General features: G+C 61.0%; 27 protein-coding genes. 26 read left to right on the top strand and 1 reads right to left on the bottom strand.

Annotated features, from left to right (window positions below; genetic code table 11):
- The 21 genes from rplE to rpsI all read left to right on the top strand — a co-directional run bounded on the left by rplE (position 1) and on the right by rpsI (position 11,531).
- Positions 1–843 (top strand): 50S ribosomal protein L5, encoded by an 843-nt coding sequence (gene rplE / locus FJ320_04910; GenBank protein ID MBM3925315.1) that lies wholly within the window; start codon positions 1–3, stop codon positions 841–843.
- A 9-nt stretch (positions 844–852) separates the two neighbouring features.
- A complete protein-coding gene (locus FJ320_04905; protein ID MBM3925314.1) occupies positions 853–1,038 on the top strand; it encodes a type Z 30S ribosomal protein S14 in 186 nt (61 codons plus the stop codon).
- Between the two features lie 10 nt (positions 1,039–1,048).
- Positions 1,049–1,447: a 30S ribosomal protein S8 gene (gene rpsH / locus FJ320_04900; GenBank protein MBM3925313.1), complete on the top strand. Its 399-nt coding sequence runs from the start codon at positions 1,049–1,051 to the stop codon at positions 1,445–1,447.
- Positions 1,437–2,018, top strand: coding sequence for a 50S ribosomal protein L6 (locus FJ320_04895; GenBank protein ID MBM3925312.1), 582 nt, complete (start codon positions 1,437–1,439; stop codon positions 2,016–2,018). Before rpsH ends, FJ320_04895 begins: the two co-directional genes overlap by 11 nt.
- A gap of 30 nt (positions 2,019–2,048) precedes the next feature.
- The gene (locus tag FJ320_04890; protein MBM3925311.1) at positions 2,049–2,417 is read left to right on the top strand and encodes a 50S ribosomal protein L18; all 369 of its coding nucleotides are present in this window, start codon (positions 2,049–2,051) and stop codon (positions 2,415–2,417) included.
- A gap of 75 nt (positions 2,418–2,492) precedes the next feature.
- Positions 2,493–3,014 (top strand): 30S ribosomal protein S5, encoded by a 522-nt coding sequence (locus tag FJ320_04885; protein MBM3925310.1) that lies wholly within the window; start codon positions 2,493–2,495, stop codon positions 3,012–3,014.
- 11 nt (positions 3,015–3,025) lie between these two features.
- Entirely contained in the window at positions 3,026–3,253 is a 228-nt protein-coding gene (gene rpmD, locus FJ320_04880; protein ID MBM3925309.1) for a 50S ribosomal protein L30, read from the top strand.
- On the top strand, positions 3,250–3,699 hold the full coding sequence (locus FJ320_04875) for a 50S ribosomal protein L15 (GenBank protein MBM3925308.1): 450 nt from the start codon (positions 3,250–3,252) through the stop codon (positions 3,697–3,699). The genes rpmD and FJ320_04875 overlap by 4 nt, the downstream gene beginning before the upstream one ends.
- Complete coding sequence (gene secY / locus FJ320_04870) at positions 3,696–5,018, top strand: preprotein translocase subunit SecY (protein MBM3925307.1); 1,323 nt, start codon at positions 3,696–3,698, stop codon at positions 5,016–5,018. Before FJ320_04875 ends, secY begins: the two co-directional genes overlap by 4 nt.
- Positions 5,019–5,035: 17 nt before the next feature.
- A complete protein-coding gene (locus FJ320_04865) occupies positions 5,036–5,710 on the top strand; it encodes an adenylate kinase (GenBank protein MBM3925306.1) in 675 nt (224 codons plus the stop codon).
- Between the two features lie 81 nt (positions 5,711–5,791).
- Positions 5,792–6,604, top strand: coding sequence for a type I methionyl aminopeptidase (map, locus tag FJ320_04860; GenBank protein MBM3925305.1), 813 nt, complete (start codon positions 5,792–5,794; stop codon positions 6,602–6,604).
- Positions 6,605–6,618: 14 nt separating this feature from the next.
- Entirely contained in the window at positions 6,619–6,837 is a 219-nt protein-coding gene (gene infA / locus FJ320_04855; GenBank protein MBM3925304.1) for a translation initiation factor IF-1, read from the top strand.
- 8 nt (positions 6,838–6,845) lie between these two features.
- On the top strand, positions 6,846–6,959 hold the full coding sequence (gene rpmJ / locus FJ320_04850) for a 50S ribosomal protein L36 (GenBank protein ID MBM3925303.1): 114 nt from the start codon (positions 6,846–6,848) through the stop codon (positions 6,957–6,959).
- Positions 6,960–6,970: 11 nt separating this feature from the next.
- Positions 6,971–7,366 carry a 30S ribosomal protein S13 gene (gene rpsM / locus FJ320_04845; protein MBM3925302.1) on the top strand — a complete coding sequence of 132 codons (396 nt, stop codon included), beginning with the start codon at positions 6,971–6,973 and terminating at the stop codon, positions 7,364–7,366.
- A gap of 15 nt (positions 7,367–7,381) precedes the next feature.
- Complete coding sequence (gene rpsK / locus FJ320_04840; GenBank protein ID MBM3925301.1) at positions 7,382–7,765, top strand: 30S ribosomal protein S11; 384 nt, start codon at positions 7,382–7,384, stop codon at positions 7,763–7,765.
- A gap of 64 nt (positions 7,766–7,829) precedes the next feature.
- Positions 7,830–8,456, top strand: a complete 627-nt coding sequence (gene rpsD, locus FJ320_04835; protein ID MBM3925300.1) for a 30S ribosomal protein S4 — start codon at positions 7,830–7,832, stop codon at positions 8,454–8,456.
- Between the two features lie 8 nt (positions 8,457–8,464).
- Positions 8,465–9,508: a DNA-directed RNA polymerase subunit alpha gene (locus FJ320_04830; protein ID MBM3925299.1), complete on the top strand. Its 1,044-nt coding sequence runs from the start codon at positions 8,465–8,467 to the stop codon at positions 9,506–9,508.
- A gap of 11 nt (positions 9,509–9,519) precedes the next feature.
- Positions 9,520–9,873, top strand: coding sequence for a 50S ribosomal protein L17 (locus FJ320_04825; GenBank protein ID MBM3925298.1), 354 nt, complete (start codon positions 9,520–9,522; stop codon positions 9,871–9,873).
- A 13-nt stretch (positions 9,874–9,886) separates the two neighbouring features.
- The gene (truA, locus tag FJ320_04820; protein ID MBM3925297.1) at positions 9,887–10,672 is read left to right on the top strand and encodes a tRNA pseudouridine(38-40) synthase TruA; all 786 of its coding nucleotides are present in this window, start codon (positions 9,887–9,889) and stop codon (positions 10,670–10,672) included.
- On the top strand, positions 10,673–11,110 hold the full coding sequence (rplM, locus tag FJ320_04815; GenBank protein MBM3925296.1) for a 50S ribosomal protein L13: 438 nt from the start codon (positions 10,673–10,675) through the stop codon (positions 11,108–11,110).
- A gap of 10 nt (positions 11,111–11,120) precedes the next feature.
- The gene (gene rpsI / locus FJ320_04810; GenBank protein ID MBM3925295.1) at positions 11,121–11,531 is read left to right on the top strand and encodes a 30S ribosomal protein S9; all 411 of its coding nucleotides are present in this window, start codon (positions 11,121–11,123) and stop codon (positions 11,529–11,531) included.
- Positions 11,532–11,539: 8 nt separating this feature from the next.
- On the opposite strand, the gene FJ320_04805 is transcribed toward rpsI, so the two are convergent.
- Positions 11,540–12,952 (bottom strand): phosphoglucomutase/phosphomannomutase family protein, encoded by a 1,413-nt coding sequence (locus tag FJ320_04805; protein ID MBM3925294.1) that lies wholly within the window; start codon positions 12,950–12,952, stop codon positions 11,540–11,542.
- 112 nt (positions 12,953–13,064) lie between these two features.
- Between FJ320_04805 and FJ320_04800 the strand changes: the two genes are divergently transcribed.
- The 5 genes from FJ320_04800 (at position 13,065) to FJ320_04780 (ending at position 20,791) form a co-directional block, all read left to right on the top strand.
- Complete coding sequence (locus FJ320_04800) at positions 13,065–14,747, top strand: thiamine pyrophosphate-requiring protein (GenBank protein MBM3925293.1); 1,683 nt, start codon at positions 13,065–13,067, stop codon at positions 14,745–14,747.
- A 416-nt stretch (positions 14,748–15,163) separates the two neighbouring features.
- A complete protein-coding gene (locus tag FJ320_04795) occupies positions 15,164–16,984 on the top strand; it encodes a PKD domain-containing protein (GenBank protein ID MBM3925292.1) in 1,821 nt (606 codons plus the stop codon).
- A 9-nt stretch (positions 16,985–16,993) separates the two neighbouring features.
- Positions 16,994–18,076: a trypsin-like serine protease gene (locus FJ320_04790; protein MBM3925291.1), complete on the top strand. Its 1,083-nt coding sequence runs from the start codon at positions 16,994–16,996 to the stop codon at positions 18,074–18,076.
- Positions 18,076–19,461, top strand: coding sequence for an amidohydrolase family protein (locus tag FJ320_04785; GenBank protein MBM3925290.1), 1,386 nt, complete (start codon positions 18,076–18,078; stop codon positions 19,459–19,461). Before FJ320_04790 ends, FJ320_04785 begins: the two co-directional genes overlap by 1 nt.
- Before the next feature lie 232 nt (positions 19,462–19,693).
- Positions 19,694–20,791, top strand: a complete 1,098-nt coding sequence (locus tag FJ320_04780; GenBank protein MBM3925289.1) for an SIS domain-containing protein — start codon at positions 19,694–19,696, stop codon at positions 20,789–20,791.
- Positions 20,792–21,051: the final 260 nt, after the last annotated feature.

Below are 21,051 nucleotides of genomic sequence, written 5' to 3'. Positions count from 1 at the left end.
ATGACTACTGACGGAGACAAGAAGCCCCGGCAGCGAAGGGCGGCTCCCAAGGGTGAAGCTCCCGAGGGCGCCGCGCCCGCCGAGGCCAAGGAGCCCAAGCCCCGCGCCGCCAAGCCCGCCAGCGAGGCTAAACCCAAGTCCGAAGCCAAGGCAAAGCCCGCGGCCAAAGGCGCCGCGCCGGCAGAGGCAAAGGCCAAGCCTGGCGCCAAAGGCGGCGCTCCCGCCGAAGCCAAGGCCAGGCCCGCCGCTAAGGCCGCCGCTCCTGCTGAGAAGCCCAAGGCCCCGGTGCAGAAGGCCGTCCCCGGCGTATTTCAACGCTACAAGGGCCACGTGGTGCCCGCCATGATGAAGGAGTTTAGCTACAAGAGCGTCATGGAGGTCCCGCGTCTGAAGAAAGTTGTCCTGAACATCGGTCTGGGCGAGGCCAAGGAGAACGCCAAGGCCCTGGAGTTCGCCACCAACAATCTGACCACCATCGCCGGCCAGAAGCCCGTGGTGACCAAGGCCAAGAAGGCCATATCCGCCTTCAAGATTCGACAGAACATGCCCATCGGCGTAGCCGTAACCCTTAGAGGCGAGCGCATGGGCTATTTCCTCGACCGCCTCATCAACGTGGCCCTCCCACGCATCCGCGACTTCCGCGGCGTGCCCCGCTCCAGCTTCGATGGCCGGGGCAACTACTCCATGGGGCTGCGCGAGCAGATCATCTTCCCGGAGGTTGAGTTCAACCAGGTGGACCGCATACGCGGCTTCCAGATTACGATAACGACAACAGCCAAGAACGACGGCGAGGCCGCCCGCCTGCTGGAACTTCTCGGCATGCCCTTCGCGAAAGCACAGTAGAGGAACAACGTGGCTAAAACATCCAAAATAGAAAAGTGGAAGAGGACGCCAAAGTTCAAAGTCCAGGCCCACAACCGCTGCAACCGCTGCGGCCGCCCCCGGGCCTTCATCCGGCACTTCGGTCTATGCCGTATCTGCTTCCGGCAGATGGCCCTCCGGGGCGAGCTCCCGGGCGTCCGAAAGGCCAGTTGGTAGGAGGAATAATATGTCTGTACCCAGCGACCCTATAGCCGATATGCTGAGCCGAATACGGAACGCCGCCGCGGTGCGGCATCCAAATGTCGCCTTGCCTTCATCCAAGTCTAAAGTCGCCATTGCCTCTATCCTCAAGCGGGAGGGCTTCATTCGGGACTTTGAGGTGGTGGCCGGCAAGCCGCTGTCGACCTTGAAGATACAGCTCCTCTATCGCGGCAAGGACTCCGCCATTCGCGGCATCAAACGCGCCAGCAGGCCCGGACTGCGGGTATATGCCAGCAAGGGGGAGATACCCCGCATCTTCGGCGGCCTTGGCACCGCTATAATCTCCACCCCGGAAGGTATGATGACCGGCAACGAGGCCTGGCGAAAAGGCATCGGAGGGGAGTTGCTCTGCTATGTCTGGTAATAACGGCGCCAACGAACAGGAAAAAACCCTTTCGAGGGTGGGCCGAAAGCCCATCCCCATCCCCAAGGGTGTTCAGGTCGAAATCAAGGACCACGCGGTAGCGCTAAAAGGCCCTAAGGGTTCCTTGACCCAGCCCTTCCACCCCGAGGTCAAGGTCAAGGTCGAAAACGGGCAGATTGTGGTGGAGCGCACTTCTCCCAGTAAGTTCCACCGCGCCCTCCACGGCCTCACCCGGAGCCTTATCAACAACGGCGTGGCCGGCGTCACTACGGGCTACGAAAAGGGGCTGGAAATCATGGGCGTGGGCTTCCGCGCCCAGCCTACGGGCAAGGGCATAACTCTGAACGTGGGATTCAGCCATCCTGTGGAGATTCAGCCGCTGGAAGGCGTGACCCTTAAAGTCGATGGGCAGAACAAGATAACCGTTACCGGCTGCGACAAGCAGAAGGTGGGCCAGATGGCCGCCCTGATACGCCGCGTCCGCCCGCCCAACCCCTATAAAGAGAAGGGCATCAAGTACGCCGGCGAGGTACTGCACCTCAAGCCTGGCAAGGCCGCCAAAAAGGCCTAGCTTAATTAGATTTCGGAGAAGTCTTTCCTTATGCCTAAAGAGAAAAATAGCCGGGTCCTGCGGCTGGCTCGCCACAGGCGAGTCCGAAATAAGGTCATTGGGACCGGGGAGCGGCCCCGCCTTTGCGTGTTCCGCAGCCTGAGCAACATCTACGCCCAGATCATCGACGACTCCCAGCATACTACTCTGGCCTCTGCCTCCAGCCTGGACAAAGAGCTTCGCGAGCAGGCGGAGAAGGCTTCTAAGGTCTCTGCGTCCAAGCTGGTGGGGTCGTCCATCGCGAAAAAGGCGAAGGAAAAAGGAATTACCAAGGTGGTCTTTGACCGGGGTGGCTATAGGTTTCACGGCCGGGTGAAGAGCCTTGCCGACGCCGCCAAAGAGGGAGGCCTGCAGTTCTAAATGACAACTAGGATGAATAGAGAACGCTCGCCCATGAACAGAGAACGCCCGCCCAGAGACCGCGACCGCGGAGGCATGGGCGGCGACAGCGGTGGAATGTCCGAGAAGGTTGTCCACACCCGGCGCATCGCCAAGGTGGTCAAGGGCGGACGGCACCTTCGATTTAACGCCCTGGTGGTTATCGGCGACGGCCAGGGGCAGGTGGGTGCGGGCCTGGGCAAGGCCAAGGCTGTCCCGGACGCGGTCCGCAAGGGAGCCGCCAACGCCCGCAAGAATATGGTCAGGATACCTCTCAAGGGCAGCACCATCCCCCAGGAGACCACCGCCAAACACGGCTCCTCCCACGTGCTAATCAAGCCAGCCCCCGCCGGCACGGGCCTCATAGCCTCTGGCGCCATGCGCTCCGTCCTAGACGCCGCCGGCGTCAAGGATGCCGTGGCTAAGTCCCTGGGCTCCCGCAACCCCATAAACGTCATCTACGCCACGCTTACCGCCTTGCGGGAACTAAAGAACCCCGCCGAGGAAATGGCCCGCCGTAAGACACCAGGCGCTGTCCCCGCTGAGCCTGTCAGGGCCGCCCCGGCCAAGACTGCGTAGAGTAATTCAATATGTCTAACCTGAAAATAACCTGGAAGCGAAGTCTGATCGGCTACAGCCAGCGGCAGCGAAGGGTGATTGAAGCCCTGGGCCTCAAGAGGCTGCAGCACTCCGTGGTGCATCACGACAGCCCCACCATTCGAGGCATGATCAGCAAAGTCAGCCACATGCTGGAAATCGAAGAAGTGAAGGACAGCCCTCGCAAGGCTGCCTCTCGTAAATCTGGAGCAAAGTCATGATGGAGCATCTGGTGCGCCCCAAAAAGGGCGCGAGGCGAAAAAGCAAACGCGTAGGCCGCGGCGACGGCAGCGGCCGCGGGTCCTACTCAGGCCGGGGTATGAAGGGCCAGAAGTCCCGCTCAGGCAAGCCCATGAGACCGGGATTTGAAGGCGGCCAGCTGCCCCTTATCAAACGCCTGCCCGAGCGGCGCGGGTTTACCAATATCTTCAGAATTGAATACTCGGTGGTGAACGTCGGCGACCTGGAGAGTTACAGCGGCCAGGGCCCTGTGACCCTGGAAAGCCTGGTCCAGATTGGCCTTGTCCGAAACACAAAGCACCCCCTGAAGGTCCTTGGCAACGGCTCTTTGACCAAGGCCCTGACCGTCACCGCCCACAAGTTCAGCGCCTCCGCTAAACAGAAAATCGAGGGCGCTGGGGGAAAGGCGGAACTCCTCCAGACATGATGGCCCAGGAGACGCAAGGCCGGCCCAGGCTTCTCCAGGCCGCTCTGGATTCCCTAAAGGTCCCGGACCTTCGCAACAAGATTCTCTTTACCTTTGCACTGCTGGCGTTCTATCGACTGGTGGCGCAGGTCCCTGTGCCAGACGTCGACAAGGCGGCCCTGGACAGCCTCTTCGATCGAGTGGAACTGCTGGGCTTCCTCGATCTGTTCAGCGGCGGCGCCCTTCGCAACCTGAGTATCCTTGCTCTGGGCGTCTTCCCCTACATCACCGCGTCCATCGTTATCCAATTGCTGGTGCCTTTGATTCCGAGTCTCCAGGCCCTTTCCAAAGAGGGCGAGCAGGGGCGGCAGCAGATTAACCGGCTGATACACTGGCTTACCGTACCCATAGCTATGGCCCAGGCCTATGGGCAGCTCCTTTTGCTCAAAAATGCGGGCGTCATAGCGGACATAGGATTTACCGGCGACGCCCTAATGCCGACTACCGCCGCCGTCTTTTCCATGACTGCCGGCGTGGTGTTCCTGGTCTGGCTCGGCGAGCTTATCACCGAGCGCGGCATAGGCAACGGCATATCCCTCATCATCTTCGCGGGCATAGTGGCCGGATTCCCCGGTCTCATCCAGCAGGGCTTCCTGACCAACGACAACTTCGGCGGCCTCTTCGCCTTCGCGGTCATCGGCATCCTGATCATCGCCCTCATCGTCGTGTTTAACGAGGCGCACCGGCGCATTCCTGTTCAGTACGGACGCAGCATCTTCCGCGCGGGACGTATGTATAGACAGGCGGGCAGTTCCTACCTCCCGTTGCGCGTGAATATGTCCGGCGTGATTCCTTTGATTTTTGCCTTTTCCGTGGTCATACTGCCCGGCACCATCGCCACCTTCCTGGCGGACGAGTCGTGGTTCGTGGGCGACGCGGCTAGCTGGATGGCCAACGTCCTTGGACCTACTCATGCTGTTTATTGGATCTTGACCTTTATCCTGGTGGTAGCCTTCACCTTCTTCTACACCTTTGTGACCTTCCAGCAGCAGAACCTGGCGGAAAACCTGCAAAAGGGCGGCGGCTTTGTCACAGGCATCAGGCCGGGGAGGCCCACTCAGGAATACCTCAACCGTGTTATCCTGCGGCTGACCGTCGGCGGCGCCCTCTTTTTGGGCTTTGTATCCATCATTCCCTTCCTGGCGTCCAACATCACCGACGTCCAGGCGCTGACCTTAAGCAGCACTAGCCTTCTCATTCTTGTGTCCGTGGCCCTGGATACCCTGCGGCAGCTTGAGGCCCAGCTCCAGATGCGCAACTACGAAGGGTTCTTACGTTGAGCGGCAAGGCCAGCCGAATCGTTATCCTGCTGGGACCTCCCGGCGCTGGCAAGGGCACTCAAGCCAAGCTGGTAGCGGAGGCCACCAACCTCCGCCATATATCGTCTGGCGACCTCTTTCGACACCACCTCTCCCAGGGGACGCCCCTGGGCAAGAAGGCCAACGAGTTCATGTCCAAAGGCTTTCTGGTCCCTGACGATGTGACCATCAATATGGTGTTGGAGGAGATGCGCAAGGCGGGGGCGGCTTCCGGCCTCATGCTGGACGGCTTCCCCAGAAACCTCACCCAGGCCCAGCGCCTGGACGCCGCGCTGGACCAGCAGGGCCAGGCCGTCGATTCTGCGCTGCTCATGACATTGCCTGTCGATGAGCTGGTAAAGCGGCTTTCGGGACGCCTGGTTTGCCGCCAGTGCAAAGCCACGTATAACTCGGTCACCGCCCCCAGCAAGAAGCCCGGCCTCTGTGACGCCTGCGGCGGCCAGCTATACCAGCGCGACGACGACAAGCCCGAGTCAGTGCGCACGCGCCTCAAAGTCTACGAGTCTGAGACCAGGCCCCTGGTGGACTACTATCGACGGCAGGGCAAGCTCACCGAGGTGGACGCCGCTGGCAGCGTGGAGGACGTGCAGCGGCGATTGCTTCGGACTCTGGACTCCTTCAGAAAAACCCAGAGCCGCGCCCCCTCAAGGTAGCTCACTTCCTTATGGCAAAGGCAGAGACGCCTTTCAAAATCAGGCTAATTGACGTACAATGACAATTTGCAATAACTATTTATGAATCAAGAGACCAAACTAAAGACCGCGTCCAACACCCCTCCCTCCAACCCGGGTGGCATCACTATCAAGTCGCCCAAGGAGATGGAGGCTATTCGCCGCGCCGGCGCGGTGGTGGCCGCCGCCATTGCTGCCCTCAAGCAGGCGGTGCGGCCGGGCATCACTACGGCGGAGCTGGACCGTATTGCGTATCGAGAGATCACCAGGCACGGCGCCAAGCCCACCTTCAAGGGCTACTACGGCTTCCCCGCTACTATCTGCACGTCCCTCAACCATGAGATTGTCCACGGCATCCCCAGCGACAAGGTGGTGCTTAACGAAGGCGATATTCTGAAGTTGGATGTGGGGGCCACCCTGGACGGCTTTATTGGCGACGCCGCCGTGTCAGTGCCGGTGGGCAAAGTGTCCAAAGCGGCGCTGGACCTCATCAAAGCCACTGAGCAGGCCCTGGAGGAAGGCATCAAGGCGTCGGTGGTCGGCGCGCGGGCTGGCGATATCGGCCAGGCCGTCGAGTCCTATGCCTCATCCAAGGGTTATCAGGTGGTGCGGCAGTACGTCGGCCACGGCGTGGGCCGCAATCTGCACGAAGAGCCTCAGATACCCAATTACGGCCCCGCCGGCCGCGGCGCCCTGCTCAAAGCAGGCATGGCCCTGGCCATCGAGCCGATGCTTAACGTCGGCGACTGGCGGGCCAAGGTCCTGGAAGACCAGTGGACCGTGGTCACGGCTGACGGCAGCCTATCATGTCATTTTGAGCATACTCTTCTGGTCACCGAGCAGGGGCCGGAAGTGGTTACGCGAGTCCGGAAATAGGCGGCGTTTAGAACGTGGCGAAGAAGGAAGTAATAGAGGTGGAGGGGCTCGTAACGGAAGCCTTGCCCAACGGCATGTTCCGCGTCGAGCTTCCCAATAAGCATATGGTCCTGGCCCACGTGTCGGGAAAGATACGCTTGAACTTCATCCGCGTCCTCACGGGAGACCGGGTGCTGGTGGATCTTTCCCCCTACGACCTTAGCCAGGGCAGAATAACCTATCGTTTTAAGTAGGAAGAGTTATGAAGGTAAAAGCCTCAGTAAAAGTTAGATGCGACAAGTGCCGCGTTATTAAGCGCAAGGGCGCGGTGCGGGTCATCTGCGCCAACCCCAGGCATTCTCAGCGGCAAGGGTAAGGAGAATAATCATGGTGCGTATTGCTGGAGTAGACGTTCCGGACAACAAGCGGGCCAACATCGCCATCTCCCGCCTCTACGGCATTGGCCCCTTCCTGGCCGACCAGGTGCTGGCTAAGGCCGGCATCGATGGCGACATCAAGCCCAAAATGCGGGAGCTTAGCGAGCAGCAGGTGGACCGCATTCGCGAGATCATCGACAAAGAATACCGGGTAGAAGGCGACCTGCGCCGCGAGCATAACGGCTCCATCCGCCGGCTTATCGATATCGGCTCCTACCGCGGCCTGCGGCACCGCCGCGGCCTGCCCGTCCGCGGGCAGCGCACCAAGACCAACGCCCGCACCCGCAAAGGCCCGCGAAAGACCGTGGCCGGACGCGGACGCAAGACCGGCACCGCCAAGAAGTAACAGAGGTAATTTCAAATGCCCAGACAGCGGACTCGAAAACGCGAGAGGAAGATATACCCTAACGGCAAGGCGTATATCTATTCCACCTTCAACAACACCCAGATATCCTTGACTGATGTGGGCGGCAACATGATAGCCTGGGCCAGCGCCGGCACCAGCGGCTTCAAAGGCTCCCGCAAAGGCACCGCCTTCGCCGCCCAGAAGGCCGCCGAGAACGCCGCTCGCAAGGCTATGGACATGGGCCTGCGGCAGGTGGACGTTGTCATTCGAGGGCCCGGGGCGGGCCGGGAGGCCGCCATACGTTCCCTCCAGGCCTCCGGGCTGAACATCACCAGCATCCGCGACATGACCCCCATTCCCCACAACGGATGCCGCCCCCCCAAACGCCGAAGGGTCTAATCGATTTCACAGCGTTAATCTAGAAGAATCCCGAATATAGTCGCGAGCGAAAAGGAGTCATAATTTGGGACGTTATACTGGTCCAGTCTGCAGACAGTGCCGGCGAGTAGGCGAGAAGCTCTTCCTTAAGGGCGAGCGATGCTACACGCCTAAGTGCGCCGTCGACCGGCGCCGCACACCCCCGGGCGCCAACGTCTCCCGACGCCGCCGCGCCTCCGACCACAGCCTCCAGCTTCGCGAGAAGCAGAAGCTCCGCTTTATGTACGGCATCATGGAGGCGCAGATGGAGAACTATATGGAGAAGGCCTTCACACGGCCTACCTCCACCGGCCAGTACCTGTTGCTTCAGCTTGAGACCAGGCTGGACAACGTCGTTTACCGGCTGGGCTTTGCCGACTCTCGACGCCAGGCCCGCCAGTTGGTGCTCCACGGCCATTTCGCGCTCAAGGGCCGCAAGACGGACATCCCGTCCTACCATGTCAAGGAGGGCGACGTCATTGCCTGGCAGGAGACTCGCAAGAAGAAGCAGTACGTCCAGAACCTGGTCCAGGACCTGCCCAAGCGGCCCGTTCCGGAATGGCTTGAGCTGGACACCGCCAACCTCAAGGCAACCGTGAAGCGTATGCCGAACCCTGAAGAATTGGACATCGGCATCAACACCCGACAGATAGTTGAGTACTACTCGAGGTAGCGTGGTAAATGCTTGATATAGATAGTTTTGCGCTAGAGGCGCCGGGCGCGGAAGCCCGGCCTGTCACACCGTCCATAACCGTCATAGACGCTAACGAGACTTATGGTAAGTTCCATATGGAGCCTTTGGAGCGGGGCTACGGGGTCACCATTGGCAGTCCCCTCCGCCGCGTTCTTCTAAGCTCCATCGGCGGCGCTGCCGTCACTTGGGTCAAGATTGAGGATGTTCTCCATGAGTATTCCACTGTCCCCCACGTCAAAGAAGAGGTCATGGAGATCCTCCACAACATCGCCAAGGTGAGGATTCGCCCAGTCTCCGGGCGGCCCGGCAAGATGCGGCTGGAGGTCACCGGCGAGGGCACCGTCTCCGCCGGCGACATCGCCACGTCTTCCGATTTTGAAATCGTCAACCCCGAGCAGCACATCGCCACTCTCGACTCCGGAAGCGCCCGGCTGGGCATAGAGATGAACGTAGAGCCCGGCAAGGGCTATCGCCCCGCCAGCGGCGGCGACGGCCTCCCCCGTGGTGTGCTGCCCCTGGACGCCATCTTCAACCCGGTGCGCAAGGTCAACTTCACCGTCGAAAAGACTCGCGTCGGCCAGGTGGTGGACTACGAGCGCCTTATCATGGAGATATGGACCGACGGGACCGTCACCCCCTCCGACACCATGAAGAAGGCCGCCGAGGGCCTGGTGAACCACTTCTTCCTCTTCAATTCCCTGGGCAGGCCCGGCGAGGCTGGCGCCGAGATAATCAAGTCCACACGCAATATCCCGCCCGAAATCTATCAGACACCCCTGGAAAAGCTGGACCTTCCCCCCAGGACCCTGAACTCGCTCAAGCGTGCCCACCTGCGAAAGGTTGGCGAGGTGCTGGAGATGAGCGACGACGACCTCTTCCGCATCCGCAACTTCGGCGTCAAGTCCCTCAGCGAGCTCAACGAGAAGTTGAAGACCCTAGGCTTCAGCCGCGACAGCGACATCGACGCGGCATCCGCGCTGGCCCTGGGCGATAATGACAACGACGAAGAAGAATCTAACTCCGAGGAATAACACCAACCGCCATGGTTAAGCATAACGTCGCAGGCAGAAAACTAGGACGGCCCAAGGACCAGCGCATTGCCCTGCTCCGGTCCCTGGCCTCCTCCCTCATCCTCAACGAGAGGATTGTCACTACGGAAGCCAAGGCCAAGGAGACCCGCTCCCTGGCTGAGAAGATGGTCACCTTCGGCAAGAAGGGAGGCCTGCACCAGCGACGCCTGGCCCTCTCGGAGATTCCCAACCCTGATGTGGTGGAGAAGGTCTTTAGCGACCTGGCGCCCCGCTACTCCAGCCGCAGCGGCGGCTATACCCGCATCATCAAACTCAACCCTCGAAAAGGAGACGCTGCCCCTCTAGCTCAGATCGAGTTCGTCTAGCTTTGGGGGCCCCATGGCCCAGGAGCAAAGGCCAGCTTCCAGGCTGGCCCTTATTGTGGAATATGACGGCGGCAGCTGTAACGGCTTTCAATATCAGGCCAACGCGCCTTCCATACAGAGTGAGATTGAGAAAGCCATCCATAAATTCACAGGTGAGGAGGTAAGGATAAGAGGAGCCAGTCGAACGGATGCGGGGGTGCATGCCCAGGGCCAGGTGGTGGACTTTCTAACCAACGCCGCTCATCCCATCGAAAGATGGGTAAAGGCCCTGAACTTCTACCTCCCCTGGGACATCAAGGTCAAAGCCGCATACCCTGTGCCGGCGGCGTTTAACGCTAGAAGAAGCGCCCTGTCCCGCACCTACCGGTACGCCATCCTTAACGACCCGACGCCCTCGCCCCTTCTGGATAAACACACGGCCTGGATAAAAGGACCGCTGGACTGGCAGGCCATGGACCGCGCCGCCAAGCCCCTGATAGGCACCCGCGATTTCTCAGCCTTTTCAGGCCCCCTTCCTCCCAGAAGGACCCCCATACGTCGCGTCATGAAGTGGGACGTCTGGAAAGAGGGAAGGCTCCTGCTCATAGAGGCCAAAGGCAATGCCTTCCTGCCCCACCAGATTCTCAGGACCAACGGTATCCTGGCCGAGGTCGGAAAAGGCAGATTATCCGAAGACGTTATTACGAATATGCTAGCTGGTAGTATAATGAATCGAATTAAGTTCAGCCCGCTGCCCTCTAAGGGGCTGACGCTAATAAAAGTGGAATACTCAAACTTTCCGCCGGAAGCGAGTCAATAAATGAAGCGCGTATCGACATACTTTGCCAAGAACGGGGAGGTGACGCCCTCCTGGCAGCTCATCGACGCCACGGGCGAGACCCTGGGCCGCCTGGCCAGCCGCATTGTGCTGAAGCTGTCCGGCAAGGAAAAGCCCACCTACACCCCCAACGCCCTGACCGGCGATTTCGTGGTAGTGGTCAACGCCGCCAAGATCAAGGTCACAGGCCGTAAGCCCGAGCAGAAGACCTACTACCATCACACGCTGTACGTGGGCAATCTTAAAGAGTACAACATGGGCGACCTGTTGAAGACCCACCCCGATCGAGTCATCAAGCTGGCCGTGAAGGGAATGCTCCCCTCCACCAAAGCCGGCCGCGAGATGCTCAAGCGCCTCAAAGTGTACGCCGGCGCGGAGCACGAGCATCAGGCCCAGCTAGCAGCCACAACTAATAAGTAGAGGTATAACCTTGGTCCAGGATAATAAGAAGCAAGAGTATTTTTACGGCACCGGCAAGCGCAAGACGTCCATAGCCAAGGTGCGGCTGTATCCGGGACAGGGTGACTCCATTCGCATCAATGACAAGCCTATGGAGGAGTTTTTTGGCTTCGTGACATGGCAGAGAATCGTCCGGCTGCCCCTGGAAGTCACCAACAATCAGGGGAAGTTCCACGTCGTGGCCAAGGTCATCGGCGGCGGCGTGTCCTCCCAGTCCCAGGCCATCCGCCACGGCATCGCCCGCGCCCTGGCGGTCTACGACGCCACCCTCAAGCCCGCCCTGCGGCAGCACGGCCTCCTCACCCGCGATGCCAGGATTAAAGAGAGCAAGAAGTACGGCCTCAAGCGCGCCCGCCGCGCCCCTCAGTACACCAAGCGTTAGTAGGCTAACTAGACCCCCAGCATCTCCGCGGCGCTGTCCAGCAGCGACTCGACTCGTTGGGGGCTGTCCGCTTCTGCGTAAAGCCGTATAAGGGGCTCGGTGCCGGAGAAGCGTATCATGAGCCAGCCGTGGTCTAAACGGAATTTATAGCCGTCCGTTGCGTCCACCGACTTCACCTTCAAGCCCGCTATATCCTTGGCTCCGACGACTTTCTCCATCTTCGCCTGGAGCTTGGGTCTATCGTCGGCCCTGTACGACACGTCGCGGCGGTGGTAGAAATGCTCGCCCACCTTGCTGTAAAGGTATGACAAAAGCTCCGAGGGCCGCAGGTCCTTGCGCACCATAAACTCCAGCATCAGCAAGCCACTAAGGATTCCGTCCCGCTCCGGGATGTGTCCTCGAAAGGCGTAGCCGCCGCTCTCCTCGCCGGCGATGAGCGCGTTGTGTTTCATCATCTGCGGGCCGATGTATTTGAAGCCCACGCCGGTCTCCAGCACAGGCACATTGTATATATCCCCTAGCTTCACCAGCATGTCCGATGACGTCACTGATTTTACGATGGCTCCTCGCTCCCCCTTCACATCCAGCAGGTAAAGCGCTAGCAAAGCAAAGGCCTGGAGGGTGTTAATGTACTGCCCCTTCTCGTCTACGATCCCCAGGCGGTCGGCGTCACCGTCAAAGGCGATGCCAGCGTCAGCTTTGCTCTCCACAACCGCGCTTGAAAGTCCCGTCAGGTTGTGGGCGATAGGTTCCGGGTTATGCATCCCCGGGAAAGCCGGATTGGGCTGGCCCCGCATCTCCTCCAGTGACACCCTGCCAGTACTAAGCAGGTCGGAAACATAGCCGCCGCCCGCGCCGTGCATAGCATCGACCATTATGTTAAGCCCAGAGCCTTTTATCGCGTTCAGGTCCACCAGCCGCTTCATCTGCTGAAAATACGCGGGCCGTGGGTCAATCTCCCTAACCAGACCCCGCTGACGGGCTTCCGACAATGGCATAACCGCAGGCCTGCCAGATTTTTCTATGTGCCGCTCCAACTCCGCCACTACCTCGGAGGAGGCGCTGCCGGCGTATTCTGGCTTGTACTTGAACCCGTTCCAGATGGCCGGGTTGTGGCTGGCGGTGATAATGGCCGCGCCCGCCGCCTTCTGGGCCAGGACGTTGTAACTGACCGCCGGCGTGGGGGCCGCGCCATTGCACAGCATCGCCTTCACGCCGTTCCCCGCCAGCACCTCCGCGACCCGCTGCGCGAACTCCCGCGAGGCGAACCGCGTGTCGTGGCCCACCACCAGCCCCTTGGACGAAGCGCCGCTGGCCTTGAGATAACCCGCGACACCCTGGGCGCAGCGCGCCACGTTGTCGAAGGTAAAATCCTCGGCGATGATGGCGCGCCATCCGTCGGTGCCAAACTTTATGGGCATCCTCACCCTCCCTCAACCGGAGCTTCGCTCATTTCTGGCATTGTACCATCAATATTCAGCCTCCAATCTGCCGCCAAGACGAAAGTGGACACCTAAATGTTCTAATACTAGGATGGGTAGAGATAACGCCGCGCGGAGGAGCATCATGAAAGGTGTGGACGCCATCGCCCAGATTCTTAAGAAGGAGGGCGTGGACTTCATCGGCTGCATACCCTACAACACCCTGGAGGAGGCCGCGGCCAAGGCTGGCGTCCGCCCGATGCTCTTTCGACAGGAGCGTGTGGGCATCAACACAGCCGACGGCTTCAGCCGCGTCACCAACGGGCGGCGCATCGGCGTTTTCACCATGCAGGCCGGCCCAGGGGCCGAGAACGGTTTCCCCGGCGTGGCCCAGGCCTATTCGGACTCCACTCCCATCCTCATTCTCCCCGCCGGCGCTAATCGAGACCGCAGCGGCGTCCGGCCCACCTTCAGCCCCACTCGAAGCTATCGAGACGTGACCAAGTGGGCCGACACCATTAATATGCCCCAGCGTATTCCCGAGATGATGCGACGCGCCTTCAGCCAGCTCCGCAGCGGCCGCCCCAGCCCCGTGCTGGTCGAGATGCCCACCGATGTCATGCGCGCCGACGTCGACGATACCACGGTTAGCGCCTACAAGCCCGTGTCGCCCCATCGCGCCGCCGGCGACCCCGGGGACGTAAAGGCTGCGGCCTCGGCGCTTCTCAAGGCTAAACGCCCCGTCATCCATGCCGGACAGGGAGTCCTTTATTCCGAGGCCTGGAAGGAGCTGCGAGAGCTGGCCGAGCTTCTTCAAGCCCCCGTTATGTCCACCCTCGGCGCCAAGGGTGTTTTCCCCGAAGACCACCCCCTGGCCCTGGGCGCGGGCGGCGCTTCCACCACCGCCCCCGTCATGAGATTCCTCCAAAACGCCGACCTGGTCTTCGGCATCGGATGCAGCTTCACCCGCACTCACTTCGGCGTGGACGTTCCGCCCGGCAAGACCATTGTCCACTGCACCAACGACGAGTCGGACATAAACAAGGACTACAACCCCGACTACGCCGTCATCGGCGACGCCAGGCTGGTGCTGCGCCAGGTCATCGACGAGGTCAAAGCCCAGGCCGGCTCCAACGTCCCCAGGGAGGCCCCGGAGGTGGCCCGCGAGGTCAAGGCGGTAAAGGACGCCTGGCTGGGCGAATGGATGCCCAAGCTCACCTCCGACGAGACGCCTATCAATCCGTATCGCGTTATCTGGGAGATGATGCGCGCACTGGACCGCCGCAAGGCCATCGTCACCCACGACTCCGGCAGCCCCCGGGACCACATGTCCCCCTTCTTCGAGACCTTGACCCCTCGAGGCTTCCTCGGCTGGGGCAAGTCTACCCAACTTGGCTACAGCCTCGGCCTCGCCCTGGGAGCCAAGCTGGCGGCCCCCGATAAGCTGTGCATCAACGTCCTCGGCGACTTCGCCTTCGGCATGGTGGGGCTGGACATGGAGACGGCGGTGCGGGAGCGCATACCCGTCCTCACCATCGTTCTCAACAACTCCGGCATGGGCATCTACCAGCCAGAGCGCTTCGCGGTGTCCCACAAGCTGTACAACATCAAGCGCCTCACCGGCCGCTACGACATGGTGGCCCAGGCTATGGGCGCCTGGAACGAGCGCGTCGAGAGGCCGGAGGACATCGCCCCTGCCCTGCGCCGCGCCCAAAAAGTCACCGAGGCCGGCCAGCCCGCCCTGCTGGAGATCATCACGCGGGAGGAACACAGCTTCTCCTTTAAGGACCGATAGAAGCCCTAGTCATTCCCTGGACCAGCCGCATCAAATAGGCTAGTCCGCGCTTCAGTCCTATGTATCGCCATCGTTAGACCCCCGCGGCGAAGCGTGGACTCTCTTGCCCCTCGTCTACGTATGGCCGTCGCGCCGGGATTGCCTATGCAAATAGACCAAGTCCTCTAGCACGAAAAGCGCGAGCTTTTGTTGTTTTTGCCCTGGCAGAACCAGTCTGCCAGGGCTTTTTTTAATTCCCGATGATTACCAGAGTAATCCGGCCTTTTCGTGCAAAAAGAGGTAATCCCAAGTCTGTATTTGCCCATAATCCAATTTATGGCTGTCGCGGTTTGTGCGGCGGCCTGGATTCAGATTGCTATAAACCCCCACGGCGCTGACCAGGGTCCCCAAGCCTAGGGAAGAGGTGCTGTAGAAGAGTGATCAACTTATTAGCGGATATAGGGCCTTCCATCCCGTCCAGGCAAAACACTTTCACATCATCCGTCCTTTTCTCACTTACCCTCGTCGTCATCCTGGTTCTCTCAGGATGTTCAAATCAGAGCAGCTCAAGCCTGAAAGCCAGCGCCTCCAGGGGCAAGGCCCCCTTTACCGTCACCTTTACCCACTCCTTCAACGGCGTGGGCGAGGCGAATTGGGACTTTGGCGATGGTCAGTTCGCCGCTACCAACCCCTCCATTAAAAGCGTCACCCACCAGTACACCCGTACGGGGACCTACCAAGTAAGTGTCGCCTCTGCTAAGAAGAGCGATTCGTCAGAGGTGGAGGCATCCATAGCCATCGTCGTCGAGCCGGGGCCGCTGGCCAGGGTGGCTGTCGACGGGTACCGGCGAGAGCTGGCCGCCCAGGTCGGCGGCGCCCTCAAGGTGGAGGCCCGCGGGCTGGACCAGTTCGACAACCCCATCCCGGGGCTTATTTACAAGTTCTCGGCCTCCCCTGACGTAGGCGCCATCTCGCAAAGCGGTCGCCTCGACGCCACCACCAAAGCGGGCCGATACCCCGCCGCCGTCAGCGTGGAGGCCTTTCAGGGCGACAAGACCGCGAAAGCGACCTTCGACGTTGTGCTGGAACACGGCGCCCCCGCCAGGATAGCCGTCAGCCCGCCTCCGACGAAGCTGAACGTCGAGGCCGGATATAATTTCACCGCGCGTTTAGAGGACGCCTTCGGCAACCCCACGCCCGGCGGCAGCTTCTCCTGGACCTCCACCTCAGAGATTGGATCCGTTACCCCCCAGGGCAGGTTGACCACCGGCGCCAAAGCCGGCGACTTCCCCTCCGCCATCAAGGTCAGGGCCGACCTGGGCCAGCAGTCCATCGAAAAAACCTTCGACGTCTCCATCCTGCCTGGCCCCATGAAACGTATCGCCGTCGCCTCACCCCTTACCATTGTTGCCGGCGCGTCCATGCCCATCCAGGTCTACGCCGTGGACCGCCACGATAACAGGATTGGCGACGTTCCCTTCTCCTGGGTCCTCAAGGACCCGGACGCCGGAGTCATGGGCAGCGACGGCCGGTTCATAGCCTCCAAAGTCGCTATGCGGTTCTCCAAGGCCATAGAGGTGACAGCAACACAGGGAGACCGCGCCGAGACCGTTCTGATCGATGTCATCGTCCAGCCGGCAGCCCTGGAGCGGGTCTTCGTCGGCCCTGCCGACATAGACCTTGGCGTCGGCATGAGCCAGCGGTTCGTAGCCGTGGGCATAGACCAGTATAGCAACCGTATCTCCGGCCTAAATGTTCAATGGAGCGTAGAATCTGGCGGCGGGTCGATCACAGACGACGGCATGTTTACCTCCGGCTACTCGCCCGGCGTATTCAAAAAGACCGTAAAGGCCGTCGCCACCCAGGGCCAGGTCACCAGCTCCGCCGCAGCTTCCGTCACCGTGGAGCCTGACAGGGTCGCCTTCACCGCGATCAACGGCACGCGGGATGAGCTTACTGTTGTCAGCGTGGACGGCGCCAACAAGCGGAACATCGCCACCATTTCGGACTCATACCTTATGTTAACCTGGTCGCCCGATGGCCGCAGGCTCATCTATTCCGGATGCGCCCCTTCCTGCAACACCGTCATCATTAACGACGACGGCACCTGGCCCTTCGTCCTCCTCCCCTCCGCCCAGAACGCCTTCGCCGCCTGGTCGCCGGACGGCAAGAAGGTGGCCTACATGGGTGTCGGCGACGGCGACTTGGAGCTGTACATCGCGGACATGGACGGCAATAACTCGCGGCGGCTCACCTAAACCCTCGGCGTGTCCGAGGCCATGCCCTCATGGTCCCCTGACAGCGACAGGCTTACTTTCGCCGCCATGACGCCGGACGGCAACTGGGACATTTACGTTATCAACGCCGACGGCGCCGGCCTTCAAAGGCTGACATCCAGCCCCGGCGCGGACTACACCCCAAGCTGGTCCCCTGACGGCCAACGAATTCTCTTTTCTTCCGACCGCGACGGCGATTGGGACCTCTTTGTGATGGACATCCACGGCAGCGGCGCCGTTCCCCTCACCAATAACGAATTCGCGGATAGCAGCGGGGACTGGTCCCCTGACGGCAAGCAAATCGTCTTTTCCAGCGACCGGCGGGACGGCGCCAGGACACAAATCTTTGTGATGAACGCGGACGGCTCCAACGTGAGGCAGGTGGTCAGCACCTCCACCAGGGATGTCATGCCTCGATGGGCGCCGCGCAAGCAGGGCATTTCAGTAAGCGAGTCCTCCATAATCATTGAAAGCAGCATCATTCCCGGCTCCAAGCCTTTGCGTGACATCACCGCCAAGGCCCGCAGCGCGGTGGTGCGAATCGAGACCGAGGACGCCGCTGGCTCCGGCTTCATCTTCGACGCCGGCGGCCATATCCTGACCAACAACCACGTCATCACCGGCGCGGCGACTATTACAGTCCATCTCGACAACGGGACTACCCACGCCGCCCGGTTGATTGGGCGCGACCTGGTCCACGACCTCGCCGTCGTGAAAATCGACGCGCCGGACCTCCCGTGGCTGGAGATGGGTGAGCTGAGCACCACGCCCCTGGCCTCCGACGTCCTGGTCCTGGGGTTCCCCCTCAGGGCCCAGGATATAGCGGTCACCAGGGGGCTGGTCTCCGCTATCAAGTGGGACAAGGGCAGGAACGTAATCTGGATACAGACAGACTCCGCCATCAACCCGGGCAACAGCGGCGGCCCCTTGATGAACCTCCAGGGCCAGGTAGTCGGAGTAGTCAGCTCCAAGCTGGTCGACATCAACGTGGAAGGCGTGGGCTTTGCTATTTCCTCCAATACCATTAAACTCTACCTGGACCGCCTCAGGGCGGGGGAGACTATAAGTAGTTGATGCCTGCCACACTTATCAAAAACGCCACCATTGTCACGGGCAATCCTGCCCGTGACGTTCTTTACGGCGCGGCCATCGCCATCGACGGCGGCCGTATAGCCGCCCTTGGCCCGTCCAAAGACCTCGCGGCCCGCTATCCCCAGGCGCAGGTTGTCGACGGGCGGGGCAAGGCTGTGTTTCCCGGCCTCATTAACTGCCACGCCCACCTTACCGCCAACCTCTTCCGCGGCGTTACCGAGGACTTCGGCTTCCCCTCCAGCTTCCGCCTGCCCGAAGACCCCCGCGATATGATCACCGACGACGAGACTACCGTCATGGCCCTCCTCAGCGCCATCGAATGCGCCCGCACCGGCTGCACCACCACCGTCGAAATCGCCAAAGGCATCCACCGCTATGCCTCCGATTTAGCCAAGACGGGCCTGCGATGGGCATTGGCCGAGAACACCGCCGATGGCGTCGTCCCTCAGGGCTATCGCCCCGGCGAGCCGGTCTTAGATTACTCGGATAAACAGCGCGTTGGAGACATAGAACGCGCGGGCAGGCTCTTCGAGAAGTGGCACGGCCAGGCCAGCGGCCGCCTGGCCTGCATGGTCTCCACCGGCCTGGTGGAAACAACATCGCCAAAGCTGCTGCGTGATGCCCGCGCCCTGGCCGAGAAGTACAACGCCAAGTACACCATCCACCTCTCCCAGTCGCAGATAGAGGTCGAATCGCTGCTGCAGATGCGCGGCGTCCGCCCCGCCCACACCCTCCACCACAACGATTATCTAGGTCCGGGCCTCGTCGCAGCCCACGTCCGCTACCTAGACCCCTCTGAGGTCGCCCTGATGGGCGCCACCCGCTCCAACGTCTCCCACCAGCCTGCCATGGCCGCCCGACGCGCCGTTATACCGCCCATCCCTGCCCTTCGCGCCGCCGGCGCGGTCATTGGCATGGGCACCGACAACAATACCCAGGACATGGTGGAGGTTATGCGCACCGGCATGTTCACCGAGCGTATCCTCCGCCAGGACGCCGCCAACCCTCAGCCAGAAGATGTCTTGTACGACACTACTATGGGCAGCGCTCGCGCCATCAGCATGGAAAAAGAAATCGGCAGCCTGGAACCGGGCAAGAAGGCGGATTTATTCATCGTCAACGTGCAGCGCTCCAACCTGGTTCCGGCTATACGCATCGTCTCCAGTTTTATCAACAACGGCCAGCCCAGCGATATCGAGTCGGTCATGGTGGACGGCCAGTGGGTGCTGCGCGACGGCAAAATGCTGCACGTGGACGAGGCTTCCATCATCGCCGAGGCGGACAAGATTGGCCGCCGCGTATGGCAGCGCCTCCTCCAACGCCACCCTAGCCTCCGCCTGCCCATCCGTCCCGCGCCAGAGGATTAGTGCGGTGCCAATCCAACACATTGTGATGATTTGTCCTATGTTTACGCCAACCAACAAGCGAAACTGTCATTCCGAGCGTAGTCCTTCTGTACTCGGAAGGACGCAGTCGAGGAATCTGTTGTGACAGCATCCTCCCTTGCCATATTACTGACACGCCCCGCACATCCTCTCGTCCACAAATACCACCAACGCCCCACCGTAATTAAACACCGTCTTTAGGAAATTCCCGCTTATGACCACCCAGCCCCGCAACGGCCACCCGTACCACATGCACGACGCCATCGTGCGCCAGCCGGCAAAAGTCGGAGTGCTTCTCTCGGACCCGAACGGTCAGGTCAAGGAAGCCGCGGAGCAGACGCTTAGCCGCGAGAGGATTCATCTGGTAGGCATCGGCACCTCCTGGCACGCCGCCCTCATCGGCGAGTTCTGGATGCGAAACGCCGGCGGCTGGCACAACCGAGTGCAGGCGTGGAACTCCTTCGAGTTCGCCCACTACACGCCACCTCTAGGGCCGTCGGATGCGGTTATCATCATCACCCACTCCGGCGCCAAAGGCAGCTCCCTTCAAGCGCTGGATATAGCAAAAAAACGCGGCGCTTTCACCGTATGCATGAGCAGCACCCAGGCCGAGCCAACCGTCGAGGCCGCTGACCTGGTCCTCAGGACCTGTGAACGAGAAAAGTCCTCCGCCTTCACCATCAGCTACACCTCCGCCCTGGCCGTCTTGGCGCTGCTGTCGGTGGAATTGGGCCGCGCCAGCGACAAGAAAGAGGCGTCGAGTCTGAAAGCGGAGCTGGATGCGATACCGGAGGCGATGCAAGCCGCCCTGGGCCTCGAGCCTGAAATAAAGCGCTTGGCCCACCGTTATGCCGGCAGCAGCAGATTCTACTTTGCCGGATGGGGCGGCAACGCCGCCACGGCCTACGAGGTGGCCCTGAAGATGAAGGAGGCCAGCTACACCATAACCGAAGGCTTCCAGCTTGAGCAGCTCCTCCACGGCCCCTTCCTCTCCAGCGACCCCAAGACGCTCCTCACCCTCATCGCCCCGCCAGGCCCAGGCCGCCAGCGCGCCGCCGAAATCGCCCAGGCCTTCTCCACTATCGGCGCGCCGGTCTTAGCCTTGTCGGCAGAGGGCGATGAGACTCTTTCAAAGCTGGCCTCGGACAGGCTATCTATGCCGCCAACGCCGGACTTATGGAGTCCGTTGACCTACATAGTGCCCTTGCAGATGTTCACTTATTACGTGGCGCTGGCGAAAGGCAAGAACCCCGATGTCTTCCGCCGCGACGACCCGCTCTATGCCGAGGCAAGGCGGCGCATTAGTTTGTAGACCCCTCAGCCTACCCTGGAAAACCGGGACAGCAAAACGGCGGGACACGCCGCCCTTGACCTCTGGTTGGCACAGGAGTCGTGGCGGGGCTACGGCGGCGTGTCCCGTGTTATACTTAGTGCGCGAAGACCCATTTCAAAAGTTCTTGATTCTATACAGGACGGCCTCCCAAGCCATTGTTTTTACGAAAAGTGTGGGGGTAGCTTCCCCTTTACTTGCGGGCGTGGGGCACTTTCTGGGCGTTCCCAACTTTGAAACCT

It is taken from the genome of SAR202 cluster bacterium, assembly GCA_016872285.1.
Taxonomy (GTDB): Bacteria; Chloroflexota; Dehalococcoidia; order Lucifugimonadales.
This window is presented reverse-complemented; position numbering and strand designations above follow the sequence as displayed.